The sequence below is a fragment of the Actinomadura sp. GC306 genome (assembly GCF_004348665.1).
Taxonomy (GTDB): Bacteria; Actinomycetota; Actinomycetes; order Streptosporangiales; family Streptosporangiaceae; genus Spirillospora.
On record NZ_SMKM01000161.1, the window covers coordinates 1 to 14,935 of the forward strand.

11 protein-coding genes, 1 tRNA gene and 1 pseudogene are annotated in these 14,935 nt (G+C 72.0%); 9 read left to right on the forward strand and 4 right to left on the reverse strand.

Annotated features, from left to right (window positions below):
- The 5 genes from cbbX to E1200_RS21270 form a co-directional block, all read left to right on the forward strand.
- Positions 1-908: CbbX protein (cbbX, locus tag E1200_RS21250; RefSeq protein ID WP_207933469.1), on the forward strand; the 908-nt coding region annotated here is incomplete at its 5' end.
- 79 nt (positions 909-987) lie between these two features.
- Positions 988-1,896, forward strand: a complete 909-nt coding sequence (locus E1200_RS21255; protein WP_207933470.1) for a PAC2 family protein — start codon at positions 988-990, stop codon at positions 1,894-1,896.
- Positions 1,897-1,947: 51 nt separating this feature from the next.
- Positions 1,948-2,364: a CBS domain-containing protein gene (locus E1200_RS21260; protein WP_131953813.1), complete on the forward strand. Its 417-nt coding sequence runs from the start codon at positions 1,948-1,950 to the stop codon at positions 2,362-2,364.
- A gap of 56 nt (positions 2,365-2,420) precedes the next feature.
- Positions 2,421-2,492, forward strand: a tRNA-Val gene (locus E1200_RS21265).
- A gap of 117 nt (positions 2,493-2,609) precedes the next feature.
- Positions 2,610-2,963 carry a hypothetical protein gene (locus E1200_RS21270; RefSeq protein ID WP_131953814.1) on the forward strand — a complete coding sequence of 118 codons (354 nt, stop codon included), beginning with the start codon at positions 2,610-2,612 and terminating at the stop codon, positions 2,961-2,963.
- 420 nt (positions 2,964-3,383) lie between these two features.
- Here E1200_RS21270 and E1200_RS21275 read toward each other — a convergent pair whose 3' ends face one another.
- From E1200_RS21275 to E1200_RS21290, 4 genes and pseudogenes are all read right to left on the reverse strand, one after another.
- Positions 3,384-4,199 (reverse strand): hypothetical protein, encoded by an 816-nt coding sequence (locus E1200_RS21275; protein WP_131953815.1) that lies wholly within the window; start codon positions 4,197-4,199, stop codon positions 3,384-3,386.
- Positions 4,200-4,404: 205 nt separating this feature from the next.
- Positions 4,405-5,178 (reverse strand): annotated as a pseudogene (locus E1200_RS21280) (transposase family protein).
- A 221-nt stretch (positions 5,179-5,399) separates the two neighbouring features.
- Complete coding sequence (locus E1200_RS21285; RefSeq protein ID WP_131953816.1) at positions 5,400-6,110, reverse strand: DUF899 family protein; 711 nt, start codon at positions 6,108-6,110, stop codon at positions 5,400-5,402.
- Positions 6,111-6,242: 132 nt separating this feature from the next.
- A complete protein-coding gene (locus E1200_RS21290) occupies positions 6,243-6,779 on the reverse strand; it encodes a hypothetical protein (protein WP_131953817.1) in 537 nt (178 codons plus the stop codon).
- A gap of 360 nt (positions 6,780-7,139) precedes the next feature.
- Between E1200_RS21290 and glnII the strand changes: the two genes are divergently transcribed.
- The 4 genes from glnII to E1200_RS21315 form a co-directional block, all read left to right on the forward strand.
- Positions 7,140-8,153, forward strand: a complete 1,014-nt coding sequence (glnII, locus tag E1200_RS21295; protein ID WP_131953818.1) for a glutamine synthetase GlnII — start codon at positions 7,140-7,142, stop codon at positions 8,151-8,153.
- 174 nt (positions 8,154-8,327) lie between these two features.
- On the forward strand, positions 8,328-8,957 hold the full coding sequence (locus E1200_RS21300) for a DUF6069 family protein (RefSeq protein WP_131953819.1): 630 nt from the start codon (positions 8,328-8,330) through the stop codon (positions 8,955-8,957).
- A 219-nt stretch (positions 8,958-9,176) separates the two neighbouring features.
- A complete protein-coding gene (locus tag E1200_RS21305; protein WP_131953820.1) occupies positions 9,177-10,205 on the forward strand; it encodes an alpha/beta hydrolase in 1,029 nt (342 codons plus the stop codon).
- Positions 10,206-10,491: 286 nt separating this feature from the next.
- Positions 10,492-14,935: beta-ketoacyl synthase N-terminal-like domain-containing protein (locus E1200_RS21315; RefSeq protein WP_207933471.1), on the forward strand; the 4,444-nt coding region annotated here is incomplete at its 3' end.

Sequence of the window (14,935 nt, forward strand, 5' to 3'; positions counted from 1 at the left end):
CTCCCGGAGCCGAGCCGTGCCCTCCCGGACCCGAGCCGCTGCCGCCCGGAGCGCGCGTCGACCTCGCCCGGGAACGCGCCGACTCCCAGGTCGACGCCGTCCTGGACGCCCTGGACCGCGAACTCGTCGGCCTCGCGCCCGTCAAGACCCGCATCCGCGAGATCGCCGCGCTGCTGCTGGTCGACCGCGTCCGCGCCCGCTTCGGCATCGACTCCGGACGCCCCAACCTGCACATGTGCTTCACCGGCCGCCCCGGCACGGGCAAGACGTCCGTCGCGCTGCGGCTCGCCGAACTGTTCCACCGCCTCGGCTACGTCCGCCGCGGCCACCTGGTCTCCGTCACCCGCGACGACCTCGTCGGCCAGTACGTCGGCCACACCGCCCCGAAGACCAAGGAGGTCCTGAAGAGGGCCATGGGCGGCGTCCTGTTCATCGACGAGGCGTACTACCTCTACCGCGCCGAGAACGAGCGCGACTACGGGCAGGAGTCCATCGAGATCCTCCTCCAGGTCATGGAGAACCAGCGGGACGACCTGGTCGTCGTCCTCGCCGGCTACAAGGACCGCATGGACTCCTTCTTCGCGTCCAACCCCGGCATGAGCTCCCGCATCGCCCACCACATCGACTTCCCCGACTACGAAACCGCCGAACTGGAGGCGATCGGCCGGCTGATGATGGACCGCGAGGGCTACGGCCTCGCCCCCGAGACCGAGCCGGTCTTCCGCGACTACCTCGCCCGCCGCCGCGAGCAGCCCCGCTTCGCCAACGCGCGCTCCGTCCGCAACGCCATCGAACGCGCCCGCCTCCGCCACGCCAACCGGCTCCTCGCCAGAGGCGGAGACGTCGGACGCGACGATCTCACCACCCTGCACCCGGAGGACTTCCTCGCCAGCCGCGTCTTCGGGTGACCGGTGTCACGTCCGTTCAAGGGATGACCCCCCGCATGTCCTAATGTTGGGACGGACGACATCAGAGGTGGGGGATACGTTGCTTAACCCTGAGGATCTGTACGAGCTCGACGCCGACCTGCCGGAAATGACGGGTCCGGTGCTGCTGCACAGCCTCGACGGCTTCGTGGACGCCGGATCCACCGGCCAGCTCGTGCGCGAGCACCTGCTGGAGGCACTGGAGAACCGCGTCATCGCCCGCTTCGACGTCGACTCACTGATCGACTACCGGGCCCGCCGTCCGCCGATGACGTTCGACCGCGACCACTGGGCCTCCTACGAGGCGCCCGAACTGGTCGTCCGGCTGCTGCGCGACGAGGCCGGCAGCCCGTTCCTGATGCTGTCCGGGCCCGAACCCGACCGGCTGTGGGAGGGATTCACCGCGTCCGTCCTGCACCTCGTGAAGCGCCTGGACGTCGCGCTCGTCGTCGGCTTCCACGGCATCCCGATGGGCGTTCCGCACACCCGCCCGGTCGGCGTCACCTCGCACGCCACCCGGCCGGAGCTGGTCACCCGCAACTCCTGGTTCGACAAGGTCCAGGTCCCCGGCAGCGCCGCGGGCCTCCTCGAACTGCGGCTCGGCGAGGCGGGCCACGACGCCCTCGGCCTCGCCGTGCACGTCCCGCACTACCTCGCCCAGTCCGCCTACCCGGCCGCCGCCGTGGCGGCGCTGGAGGGCGTCATCGACGCCACCGGCCTCGCGCTCCCGGTCGAGCGGCTCCGCGAGGCGGCCGCCGCCACCAACGCCGACATCGCCGAGCAGGTCGACGGCAACGACGAGGTCGAGAAGGTCGTCCGGGCCCTGGAGCAGCAGTACGACGCCTTCGCCGGCGCCGCCGAACGCGACAACCTGCTCGCCGAAACGGGCGACATGCCCACCGCCGAGGAACTCGGCGCCCAGTTCGAACGCTTCCTCGCCGAACAGGACGGACCGGACTCCCAGTCCTAGACATATCCGGCCGGGCCCCGGGTACGCGACCCTCCGAGGGAGGTGCGCGCAATGGCCCAGAAGGTGAACGAGGTGATGACGCCGGTCCCGGTGGCGGTGCCGCCGGACACGTCCCTGGCGGAGGTCGGCGACCTCATGCGGAAGCACGGCATCGGCGACGTCCTGGTCGTCCACGAGGGGCGACTGCGCGGCCTGGTCACCGACCGCGACATCGTCGTCCGCGCCGTCGCCCTCCAGAAGGACATGGCCACCGCCGTCGCCGACATCTGCAGCACCAACCTGATCACCGTGGCGCCCGGCGAGGACGCGGAGACGGCCGTCCGCCTCATGCGCCGCCACGCGATCCGCCGCGTCCCCGTCGTGGACGGCGACCGCCCGATCGGCATGGTCTCCATCGGCGACCTCGCCATCCAGCGCGACGAGCGCTCGGCCCTCGCCGACATCAGCGCCGAACCCCCGAACACCTGAGCACCGCCCGTTTCGCGATGCCCCGCTCCGACCGGGTACGCTTTCCCGTCAACACCGGGCGCGTAGCTCAGGGGTAGAGCACTCGCCTTACAAGCGAGTGGCCGCAGGTTCGAAACCTGCCGCGCCCACCCACGCCAAGGCCATGATCCGCCCCCGCGGACCATGGCCTTCGATCTTGCGTGCGGCCAACCGAGTGATCAGCGCGGGGACCTTCGCCGAGAGCCGCGCTGAGTAGCTTGGTGCCCGTGACCGACGATGATGAGCGTGACCGTCTGGCGGAGGACCTGCTTCGCCTGAGCCTTCCCGAACTGGTCGACGTCCTCCGCCGGGTGCTGCCCGCTCATCAGGAGGCGGGCAGCTTCATGTCCTCGGCGCTGGTCCTCGCCCAGGTCTCGCAGCCGTCAGGTGTCGACCCCGTGCATGGGCACCCGAGCACCGAGCTCGTCGCCTGGCCCGACCGTGACTTCTACGATGGCGGCTTCGGGCCGGAGCCGGGGCTGTGGGAGCAAGGCACCTGCCCCGGCTGCAAAGTGGAAGTCACATCGACGGCCAAGCGCGCCTTCTGCCCCCATTGCGGGACGCTCTGTCAGCTCACCTAGGCCCGTACTGCCCATGGACGTTGGTGCCGTCGTCACCGGTTGGATGAGGGACCCTGCTGGCGTGTGTGGAGCTACCGCACGCCAACGCCACGCCAGATGGTCCTCATGCCGCGCTGACCGGGTTGTCGGCTCCGTCTGGCGTGGTACGTGGTGGACGATAGCCGTTCGATGTGGCGGGCGGCCGAGTGGTGCCAGATCTCGCACACCACCGCTTCCCGCTGGGCCGCCGCTACAGGACCGCAGCCCTGCCGCGATGAGCGACCGCTGGATTGTCGACGTCCTTCGCCGCGTGCCCCCTCATGGCGAAGGGGCTGGGCTGTGCCAAGTAGTCATCTGGAGGTCACCGGATTGCCCCACATGCTGAGGGCTCCAGATGTTGGGTCTTTCGGACTGCGTGGTGGCTCCGGGCTGGCCTGGAAATTAGTCTGAACTACGAGGAATGGCTCGCCCTAGTATGAGGAGGCCGACAGTGGGGAGCACCAATGTCAGGATCGCCGTAACCCAGGTTAGATTAGTGGTGATCTGCGGCTCCCAAATGGTTCGGTCCATCCCTACGACCATGCCGAAAAGTATGACGCTGGCCATTGTGCAGCCGACCGCGTAGTAGCTGGCGAGCCTGAGCGCCCGTGCTTGAGGGCCCAGGATTCGAGGACGCCGAGCGATGCGGATGAGCAGGAGAATCAAGACGGTTGCGGTCCACACCCAGACTGTCCACTCAGGCAGGCTAGTGTACTTCCAATACTTCGCCGTGCTGAGGTCGTGCTGGAAACCGTAGACCGTTTGGGTCACCAGGAGGATACCGACGAGCTGGGTTCCGTACGCGGTGACCACAGCGATCCTGACCAGCTCCTTGCGGCCCTCGCCGTCGATGGAGATGTCGAACAGCCACGCAAGGCCCGCTAGTGCCAGCGCACCCCCCATAGCGAGCAGTCCAGAGGCGATCAAGCCTTCAGTGTGAGCCCGAATGCAGGTCCTTTCCCCTGCGATGATTCCGAACAGGACGCTGTCTACCGCGAGCACGAAGAAGGCAGCAGAGAAGAGTGTGAGGGCGAGAATCCGCTTGCCGTCGTTGCCTCTTTGTGCGAGCAGGATGCCCATGATGGCGAGGACGAAGCCCGCCAGGAGGCCGGCGAACTGGGAGTGGGAGGAGGCAGACCCGAGGAAGGTCCAGTCGAGCTTCCCGCAGACGTCCTCTTCGAGTGCGCTGGCCTGTTTCGGAGTAACCCACATCGCCATGCTTGCTCCCGAGGTGCCGGGTTCGGACGCTTGTCGGTGAGACGCGAGCCATGGCGTATGCGATGCTTACTGTTAAGTCTGGTATCCCTTACCTCAGGTCGGATGCTTGCCAAGATGGCGCCCTACCCGGCCTTGGCCGTGACCAGATGGAGAGGTGCGGTTTCGGGTGGAGGGCCCGCCGTACGTGATGAGCGAGTGACCCTTTTCATCCGTGGGTGAGTTCGTAGTTCTGTAGGACGGCGATGGCCTTGACCAGGTGGCCGGCCTTGCCGGGGCTGCAGCGGAGCTTGCGGAGGAGCCGCCATGATTTGAGCTGGGCGTTTGCGCGTTCGCCGGGGCCGCGGAGCTTGGCGTGCGCCCGGTTGGCCTGCTTCTGGGACTCGGGCTTGTTCTTGCCCTTGTAGGGCGTGATGACGACCGGGGCTTCGGCTCCTTGGTAGGCCTTGTCGGCCAGGGTGAGGATGCCGGCCTTGTTCAATGCGCGCAGGATGCCCCAGACGCGGGCGGCGGTCAGGTCGTGGATCTTGCCGGGCATCGCCCCCGACGTCCACACGATCGTCCCGTCAGGGCTGGCGATGACCTGCACGTTCATTCCGTGGCATCGGTGTTTGGCCGAGTAGTACGGCCGGTCGGCGCGTACCCGGTCACAAGCGATGAGCGTGCCGTCCAGCACCAGCAGGTGCAGCCCGTCCCGTTGGGCCCTGTCCAGCGCCGCCGCCAGTTTCGGCGACCGCGCCGACAGCAGCGCCACCGCCTCCTGGACGTACCTTCAGGCGGTGCTCGTCGATACCCCGAACCCGGCCCCGAGTTCGGTGAAGGTGTCGCCTTTCCGCAGGTGGACCAGCACCAGCAGGGCCTGACGGCCGGGGTTGAGCCGCCGCCCGGGCGACCCGATCGCCTTGCGGTGCCTGCGGAGCACACCGGCCAGGTAGTTCAGAGTCGGACGCGACAAATCGACGGCGGCGCGGTAGAACCGCATGCGAGGCCCCTGGTGCGACGTGGTGGTTGTGGTGATCAACCCGTCTACCAGGGGCTTCTTCACTTCACCCGCCGAACGTCCCGATCGCGATCATGCTGTGATCGACGTCCCCCCCGGACCGATGAAAAAGGGTCAGTGTTTCTTGGCCGGGGGTAGCAACGGCCACGCCATTATCAAGCTGTCCTCCGGCAGGCAGGGAAGTGCTACCTACGGCGAGCCGGTTATTGCGCCGGAGGTTCCGGAGAGTTGACGGTCGGGCCGTAGCGAGTGGCTATATCCTGGGAGGTTGGCCATTTGCTGTAGGTGGGGGACTGGGGCCAGCCTTCTGGGGAGTCCTGCCATTCTTCTTGGCGGCCGTAGGGGAGTAGGTCGATCAGGGCGAAGGTGTGGGTGAGTTGTTCGGTGCCGCGGCCGTTGGTGTGCCAGGTGCGGTAGACGGTGTCGCCGTCGCGGAGGAACACGTTGACCGCGAAGTGCCCGTTGGCGGGTGCGCCGACGTCGGCGCCGAACGGGCTGTTCGCGGTGGAGTACCAGGGCATCTTGTTTCCGACCTTGCGCTTGTACGCGAGGGCCTCGTCGATCGGGCCCTGGGTGACGATGACGAACCTGGCGTCGTACGCGTCCAGGAACTCCAGGCGTGTGAACTGCGCCGTCAGGCCGGTGCAGCCGTCGCACTGCCATTCCTCGCCGGGGAACCACATGTGGTTGTAGACGATCAGCTGGGATTTGCCCTCGAAGATGTCGGCCAGGCGGGTTTCGCCTTCTTCGCCTTCGAGGGTGTAGTCGGGCATCTCGACCATCGGCATGCGGCGGCGCTGGGCGGCGATCGCGTCGAGTTCGCGGGTCGCGGCCTTCTCACGGGCTCGCAGGTCGTCGAGGTGGCGCTGCCAGGTCTCGGTGTCGACGACGGGCGGTAGCGCATCGGTGGTCATTGGACATCTCCGGGGTTCGTGCGGTTGTGGTCTGTAGGGATGGACCAGGCTCGTTCCCCGGATTCATCGGTTCACGGCGCGACCCCCCGTCCTGGTGGGACGAGGGGTCGGTCGCCCGGCTTGGGGGAGCGGTCAGCGGCCCAGGCCGAGGAGGGCGTTCAGCTGGGCGAGGAGGGCCGGGAGCAGGCCCAGGTCGCCGGGGCCGTCGAGGATGCCGGCGATGGCGCACAGCAGGTTGCCGAGCAGCTTGCCGGGGCCGGAGACGGCCGTGATGTCCAGGACGACGCGGTCGAGGTGGACCGTCAGCCCGAGGAGGTCGAGGTCCAGCGGCCCCAGGGTCAGGTCCAGGATCGGGCAGTTGCCCGCGGGCAAGCCGACGGGGAGCGTCACGGCCTGGTCGGTCACGGTGCCGGTGGTCGCGCCGGACGCGTCGCGCAGCGTGCCGTCGAGGGTGCCGTTGAGCAACAGCCGGCGGCCCTCGGACGTGAAGGTCGCCGGCACGACCGTCCCGGTGAAGGTCGAGCCGTCGGCCGCGGTGCCCGTGACCGGGACGCTGTCCAGCGGCGCCGGTGCCGCGGCCTCGCGGGCCGAGACGGGGGCGGAGGTGAGGGCGAGCACGGTCAGCAGCGCGATCGCGATCGCGGACAGGTTGGTAATAACCCTTCGCATAGACGCATTCCTCCTTTGAATTCTTGCGTCTTGTCTTGAGCGGGTTCGGGGTACCCGGGCGGTATGGCGGTACACGCCGGGGTGTTATTGGTTCGTGATCATTTGTGTATCGGCTGGTGGCAGGGGTTTGTGGGTAAGGTGATAATGGCGCAGGAGTGGCAATTCGGCGTTTTTTGTGAACGGAATCGGCGGTTGCGCGTCGTGCTTCGGGCTCCGGGGCGGCCGGTGGGGGCCCTGGTGATCGCTGGCGGGGGCCGTCCGGAAACCCGTTTACATGGGGTTCACATATGGGCAACAGGTCCGAAATGCCTGGTTGACAGGTTGGGGCGTGCTGAAGCCGCCTCGAAGGGACGACCCACGTTGAGCTACAAGGCCGAATACATCTGGATCGACGGCACCCGGCCGACCGCCCGGCTGCGCTCCAAGACCAGGATCGTCGCGGACGGCGCCGAGCCGGCGGTGTGGGGCTTCGACGGGTCCAGCACCAACCAGGCGCCGGGCGACAAGTCCGACTGCGTCCTCAAGCCCGTTTTCACGTGCCCCGACCCCATCCGGGGCGGCGACCACAAGCTGGTGCTGTGCGAGGTCTTCCTCGTGGACGGGACGCCCCACGAGACCAACACGCGGGCGCAGCTGCGCCCGATCGCCGAGCAGTACGAGGCGCAGGAGTCCTGGTACGGGATCGAGCAGGAGTACACGTTCTTCAAGGACGGCCGCCCGCTCGGCTTCCCGGAGCGCGGGTTCCCGGCGCCGCAGGGCTTCTACTACTGCGGTGTGGGCGCCGACGAGGTGTTCGGACGCGAGATCGTCGAGGCGCACATGGACGCGTGCCTGGCGGCCGGGCTGAAGCTCTCGGGCATCAACGCCGAGGTCATGCCGGGGCAGTGGGAGTTCCAGATCGGCCCGGCGGGGCCGCTGGAGGTCGGTGACCACATGTGGGTCGCGCGGTGGCTGCTCTACCGCGTCGCCGAGAACTACGGCGTGTCCGCCACCCTCGACCCGAAGCCGGTCGCGGGCGACTGGAACGGCGCCGGGGCGCACACGAACTTCTCGACCAAGGCCATGCGCGAGGGGTACGACGCGATCATCACGGCGTGCGAGGCGCTCGCGGAGCGGGCGCCGGAGCACGTGGCCGGGTACGGCGCCGACATCGAGCGGCGGCTGACCGGGATGCACGAGACGGCGCCGTGGAGCGAGTACAGCTACGGCGTGTCGGACCGCGGCGCGTCGGTGCGGATCCCGTGGCAGGTCGAGGTCGACAAGTGCGGCTACATCGAGGACCGGCGGCCGAACGCCAACGTCGACCCGTACGTGGTGGCGCGCCTGATCACGGGCACGTGCTGCGCGGCGCTGGAGAAGGCCGGCCAGGTCTGACGCCCGGCCGAGAGAGGGTCCCCGGGGAGCGCGTCTCCCCGGGGACTTCGCTGTCTCCCCCTAGGCCCGCCGGATCGGGGAACGCGGCCAAACGTCGGCAAAATGGTGGGCTTGGGGGAGTTCCCCCCTTCGGCGCCGGGTAGCACTTCATCGTTCGCACCGGGGGAGGGAACGATGCCCGATTCGTCTTTCGGGCGGTACTCCGGCGGTCTGCCCGGCAGGCACGCCGGCCGCTCTGCGCCACGGCCCTGGGAACGGTCGTTCCGCTGCCCCTCCTCGGCGCGGCGGCGCCCGGCGGAGGCGCCGGCGAGGCGGTACGAGGAGTTCGTCGCGCTGCACGAGGAGATCGCCGCCCGGTCGGACCCGCCGCTGCGCGCGCTGTGGTGGACCGGCGGGGCCGCCGCGTTCGGCGGGGCGATGCTGGCGTTCGCCGCGGTGCTCGGGCTGCGCACGCTGTTCGGCGTGGAGGCCCCCGTGTTCGCGGGCGAGCACACCGCCCCGGAGGCCGCCGCGGGCAGCTACGCGCTGTGCGCCTTCGCGGGGACGATCCAGGGGACCGCGCTGATGCACCTGCTGCTGGCGACGGCGGCGCGCCCGGTCCGGGCGTTCGCGTGGATCGGCGGCATCGCGGTCGCGCTGCTGACGATCGTGCCGCTGACGCTGAAGGGCCCCCTGGACGCGGCGTTCGCGACGTCCGGCCTGAACCTCGTCGGCGGGGCGGCGGTGGTGGTGCTGCTGTCCGCCGTGGTGGCGGCCGCGCGCCCGTTCTCAGGGGACGGCCCGCGCGGACGCAGCCCCTGGTGACCCTGCGCTGCGCCGCACGCGCCTGCCCGGCGCCTCCGATGGGGCCGCCCGAAATATCGCGCCGTCGAGCCGAATTAACGAAGGGTTCACAGGCGGACGATATCGCCCGTGCGCTGACCAGTGTTTCAATGCATTGAGCGGACCGTGTATCTCGGACGCGGCCGCCTTTGGTCAATGCGCGCCGGGCGGGTGCGTCGGATGCGGATGGATAATGCGAAAATGATCCTCTCCCCGCGGGGCCTGCGAGCAGCCACGAGCAATCTCCTCCGGCTGGCGGCGCACGGGCATGTCGCCGATCTGCGCCCGATGCCGGCGGACCCGGTCGAGGACGGCCCGCGGCGGTCGGTGTACCGCTACCGGCCGCCGGAGGGGGTGGTGCCGGCGGGGCCGCCGGTGCTGTTCGTCCCGCCGCCGGGGGCGCCGGCGCGCTGCTACGACCTGCGCCGCGGGTGCAGTCTCGCCGAGCACGTGGTCCGGGCCGGGCGGCTCGGCTACCTGCTCGATCACGGGCCGGTCCGCCGCGCGGACCACGAGCCGGACCTGGCGGAATGGGTCTCGGACGTGCTGCCCGCCGCGATCCGGGCGGTGCACCGGGACACGGGCGGCCAGCCCGTCCAGCTCGTCGGCTGGGGCCTCGGCGGGGTCGTCGCGCTGCTCACCGCCGCGGCCGGGCCGGGCCTGCCGATCGCGTCCGCCGCGGTCATCGCCGCCCCCGTCGACCCGAATGCGGTTCGGCACGCGGTCATGCCGGGGCCACTGGTGAAACGGGCCTACCAAGCCGCCGGAATAGACAAGTACATGGTTCGGCCCTGCCTAATACTGACCCATCTCGACAATGCCGATTTCCTTGCTCAGGCCGAGGCTATCGATCATTTCGCGCAGGAGATGAGCGGCTACTCCGGACGCGCCGCGAAGCGCATTTACCGTGCCCTTTCCCGCAACAACGCGCTGATGCGCGGCGGAGTCGAGATCGGCGGCCGAACAGTGGATCTCGCCGACGTGCGGGTGCCGGTGCTGGCCATCGCCGGACGCGGTGACGCCGTCGCGCCGGTCCGGGCGGTCCTGCCCCTCATCCGGCTGCTCGGCGGGGCGCCGCAGGTGCGCTTCGAGATCGCCGGCGGCGGGCACCTGGACGTCCTGACCGGGCGCTCCGCCAGGAAGACCACCTGGCGGTATCTGGACCGCTGGCTCGACGAGGGCACGATCAGGCACGGCATCCGGCCGCAGCGGCTCACCGCACCCGGCTGATCCGTCCCCGGCCGACTCGCGCCCGGCCGACTCGCGCCCGGCCGACCCGCGCCCGGCCGACCTGCACCCGGCCGATCCGCACGCCCGCCTCGGCCGCGGTCTGCGGCGCGTCAAGGGACGTTCCAAAGTTCTTTGCGGGCCCGTCATCGCTGCGCACTCGGGTGTGTCGTCACGGTGACGTGATGTTCACCGACCGTAGTGTGGCGCCTCGTTGATGCGAGCCGCGCCGGGCCGGCACCGGTCCGGGAGCGCGGCCTGGGCCGGGCGGAACGTCGGGGGGCACTGCATGGCGGCGGAGACGGGCGTGTACGGGCGGACGCCGGAGAGCCGGGCGCGGCCCGAGATCGTCGGGGTGACCCCGTTCGGCCGTCCAGCGCCGCATCTGGCCGTGGCGGTCGCGCGCGCGGGCGGAACGGGGGTGCTCGACCTCGGCGCCGACCGCGCGGCCGGGCTCGCCGCCCTCACCGACGTGCGCCGCTGGTGGACGGGCCCGTTCGGGATCCGCGTGCCCGCGGGCTGCCGCGTCCGGCCCACCGAGATCCCGGCCGCCGCCGACACCGTCCTCGTGGACGCCCCGGCGCTGCGGTCCGACGACTCGCTGGACGTCGCCGGGTTCGCGCGGGGCCGCCGCCTGCTGGTCGAGGTCGTGGACCCGGACGAGGCCGCCGCCGTCATCCCCGTCGCCCGCGGGTTCACCGGCGACGTCGGGCTCATCGCGCGCGGCGCCGAAGCGGGTGGACGCGTCGGCGAGCTGGGCACGTTCGTCCTGCTTCAGCGGCTCTTGGCCGACTCGTCGGTGGACGTCCCGGTCTACGCGGCGGGCGGCATCGGCCCGCACACGGCGGCGGCGGCGGTCGCGGGCGGCGCGGCCGGGGTCGTCCTCGACGTGCAGCTCGCGCTCGTCCGGGAGGCGGACCCGTCCGCCGAGGTCGAAGCCGCGCTCGTGGAGCCGGAGACCCTCACCGGAGGACGGGCCCTGCCGGTGGGGCTGGACGGGCCGGCGGCCGCCGCGCTCGCGGCCCGGCACAAGACGGCCGGGGGAGTGGTCCAGGAGGTCCGCGAGCAGATCGCCGCGCACCTGCGCGCCGCCGTCCGGGCGGAGCCGCTGGCACCGCGCGAGGACGCCTCCGGCCGCGCGTACCCGGTCGTCCAGGCGCCGATGGCCCAGGTCAGCGACCGCTCGGCGTTCGCGGGGGCCGTCGCGCAGGAGGGCGGCCTCCCGTTCCTCGCGCTCGCCCTGATGGACGGCGAGCAGGTCGCGGCGCTGCTGCGCGAGACCGCCGACCGGCTCGGCGGGCGGCCCTGGGGGGTCGGCATCGCCGCCGCGGTGCCCGCCGGGTACCCGCCCCCGGAGGTCCGTGCGGCGCAGCTCGCCGCCGTCCGCGCGGCCGCGCCCCCGTACGCGCTCGTCGCCGGCGGGTGCGCCGCGGAGGCCGCGGCGCTGGAGGACGCCGGGGTCAGCGCCTACCTGCACGTCCCGTCGCCCGGCCTGCTCGACCGTTTCCTGGACGAGGGCGCACGGAAGTTCGTCTTCACCGGCCGGGAGGCGGGCGGGCACGCCGGGCCGCGGCCCGCCTTCGCGCTCTGGGAGGCCCAGGTCGAGCGGCTGATGGCGTTCGACGGCGACGCCGGCGAGCTGTCGGTGATGTTCGCGGGCGCCGTCCACGACGAGCGGTCCGCGGCCATGGTCGCGGCGCTGGCCGGGCCGCTGGCGGAACGGGGCGCCGACATCCGCGTCCTGATGGGCACGGGCTACCTGTTCACCACGGAGGCGGTCGCGACCGGCGCGATCCAGCCCGGGTTCCAGGACGTCGCGCTCGCCTGCGACGGGACGGCCTTGCTGGAGTCGTCCGCCGGCCTGGCGACCCGGTGCGCCCGCACCCCGTACGTGGACACGTTCGCCGAGACCCGCCGGGAGCTGGAGCAGGTCGGGACGTCCGGCGGCGAGGTCGGGCGGCGGCTGGAGAAGCTGAACCTCGCCCGGCTCGGCGTCGCCGCCAAGGGCGTGCGGCGCTCCAACCCGGTCGACGCCGACGAGCAGCGGACCGCCGGGCTCTACGTGCTCGGGGACGCCGCGGCGCTGCGCTCGGCCACGACCGGGATCGCCGCGCTCCACGAAGAGGTGACGTCTGGCGCGACGGCGTTCCTGGCGGCCCGCGCGGCGGAGCTGGGCGTCGGCGGGACGCGCGCCTCCGGGCCGGGCGGCCGGCGGCCCCGCCCGGCCGACGTCGCGATCATCGGCATCGGCTGCGTGTTCCCCGGCGCCCGCGACGCGGACCGCTACTGGGCGGACATCGTCGCGGGTGCGGACCGCATCACCGAGGTCATGTGCGAGGACACCGAGTTCCCGGACAACCCGATACCGCCCAAATGGGGCGGTCTCCTGCCGGACGTCCCCTTCGACCCCGAGGCGTACGGCATCCGGCCCGCCGCGCTCGGCGGCATCGCCCCGGTCCAGCTCCTCGCGCTGGAGGTCGCCTCCCGCGCGCTCCGGGACGCCGGGTACGCCGACCGGCCGTTCGACCGCTCCCGGACGTCGGTGTTCTTCGGCGCCGACGGCGGCGGTGACCTCGCCACCGCCTACGGCGTCCGGGCGATGCTCCCGTCCTACCTGGGCGAGGTGCCCGCCGAGCTGGACGAGCGGCTGCCGCGCCCGACCGGGGAGTCCCTCGCGGGCGTCCTCACCAACGTGATCGCCGGGCGGATCGCGCACGTCCTCGACCTCGCCGGCACCGGCTACACCGTGGACGCCGCGGGCGCCGCGTCCCTCGCCGCCCTCGACGCCGCCTGCAAGGACCTCGCCGCGGGCGCCAGCGACATGGTGCTGTGCGGCGCCGCCGACCTGGCCACCGGCGTCCGGGACTACCTGCTGCTCGCGCCGGAGCTGTCGCCGTCCGGCCGGTCCGCCGCGTTCGACGCGTCCGCCGACGGCATCGTGCCTGGCGAGGGCGTCGCGTGCGTCGTCCTCAAGCGCCTCGCGGACGCCGAACGCGACGGTGACCGCGTGTACGCCGTCGTCAAGTCCGTCGCCGCGTCCAGCGACGGGCGCTCGGACGGCCTGACCACGCCCCGCGCCGACGGGCAGTGCCTCGCCCTCGACCGCGCCTACGAGCGCGCGGGCATCGCCCCCGCGTCGATCGGCCTGATCGAGACGCACGGCACCGGCGCCGAAACCGACGACAGGACGGAGCTGTCCGCCCTCGCCGCGGCGTTCACGGGCGCGGCGCCGGGCAGCGTCACGCTCGGCTCGGTCAAGGCGCAGATCGGCCACACCCGCCGCGCCGCGGGGCTCGCCGGCCTCATCAAGACCGCGTACGCCCTGCACAGGGGCGTGCTTCCCGGGGCGCCGCACATCGTCCGGCCCGCGTCCGAGTGGGAGCCGGACGGCCCGTTCGTGTTCGGCGGCGCCGCCCGGCCGTGGGCGACCCGCCCCCGCGACCGGTACGCGGGGCTGAGCGCCTTCGGGCACGGGGGCGCGAACTTCCACGCCGTCCTGTCCGGGTACGACGGCGCGCCCGAACCCGTTTCCGGGCTGCCCGAGTGGCCCGCCGAGCTGTTCCTGATCCGCGCGGACGACCGGGAGGCCGCCCGCGCCGAGCTCGACCGCCTCCGCGGCCTCTGCGCCGGCGAACCCCGGCTCCGCGACCTCGCCCGGACGGCCGCCTCCCTCCAGGGCCCCGTCCAGGTCGCCTTCGTCGCGACCGGCCTGGACGACCTGCGCCGCAAGCTCACCCTCGCCGCCGAGTTCCGCCAGGCGCCCGGCGTCTTCCTTCCCGCCGGTGAGGCGGGCCAGGTGGCGTTCCTCTTCCCCGGCCGGGGCAGCGAGCGGCCCAACATGCTCGCCGACCTCTTCGTCGCGTTCCCCCGCCTGCAGCGCCTCCTCCGTCTCGCCGGCGGACGGTACGCCCCGGCGATGTTCCCGCCCGCCGCGTTCACACCGGACGACACCGCCCGCCGGGCGGCGGAGATCGAGCGCGCCGCCCGGCCCGCCCTCGGCATCGCCGGACTCGCCGTCCACCGCCTGCTGACCGCGCTCGGCATCCACCCCGACCTCGCCGCGGGCCACGACCACGGCGAGCTCGTCGCGCTCTGCGCCGCCGGCGTCCTCGACGACACCGACCTGATCGAACTCTCCGCCGCGCCGCCCGCCGACGTACCGGCCCGCGACCTGCGCTCGCCCGCGTTCCCCGTCTGGGCCGCGACTACCGCCGCCCCGCACGACACCGACCCCGCCGACCTCGCCGCGGCCCTCGCCGGGCAGCACACCGCCCCGGTGCGCTTCGCCGAGCAGATCGAGGCCATGTACGACGCGGGCGCCCGCACCTTCATCGAGGCCGGGCCGGGGAACGTCCTCACCGGCCGCGTCGCCGAGATCCTCGGCGACCGCCCGCACACCGCCGTGAGCTGCGACGCGCCCGGTGAGCACGGCCTGACGCATCTCCTGCACGGCCTCGCCGAACTGGCGGCCGCCGGCGTCCCCGTCGACCCGCTGCCCCTCTTCGCGGGCCGCGGCGCCCACCCGCTCACGTCCGCGCCCGATGCCGCGCCCGGCTGGTTCGTCAACGGCCGGCTCATCCGCGCGGCCGACGGCACATACCCGCCCGACGCGCTCCGCCCGGCCGAACGCATCCCCGGCCCGCTCAACCGCGCCTCCGAGGCGGCCGTCCTCGAATACCTCCGCACCGGCCGCGAACTGATCGCCGCTCAGCGCGAGGTCGTCCTCCGCCACC

Excerpts from the sequence above, each read along its gene's own strand:
- E1200_RS21260 (WP_131953813.1), top strand. The coding sequence starts at position 1,948 with ATGGCCCAGAAGGTGAACGAGGTGATGACGCCGGTCCCGGTGGCGGTG.
- E1200_RS21275 (WP_131953815.1), bottom strand. The coding sequence starts at position 4,199 with ATGGCGATGTGGGTTACTCCGAAACAGGCCAGCGCACTCGAAGAGGAC.
- E1200_RS21285 (WP_131953816.1), bottom strand. The coding sequence starts at position 6,110 with ATGACCACCGATGCGCTACCGCCCGTCGTCGACACCGAGACCTGGCAG.
- E1200_RS21290 (WP_131953817.1), bottom strand. The coding sequence starts at position 6,779 with ATGCGAAGGGTTATTACCAACCTGTCCGCGATCGCGATCGCGCTGCTG.
- E1200_RS21300 (WP_131953819.1), top strand. The coding sequence starts at position 8,328 with ATGCCCGATTCGTCTTTCGGGCGGTACTCCGGCGGTCTGCCCGGCAGG.
- E1200_RS21305 (WP_131953820.1), top strand. The coding sequence starts at position 9,177 with ATGATCCTCTCCCCGCGGGGCCTGCGAGCAGCCACGAGCAATCTCCTC.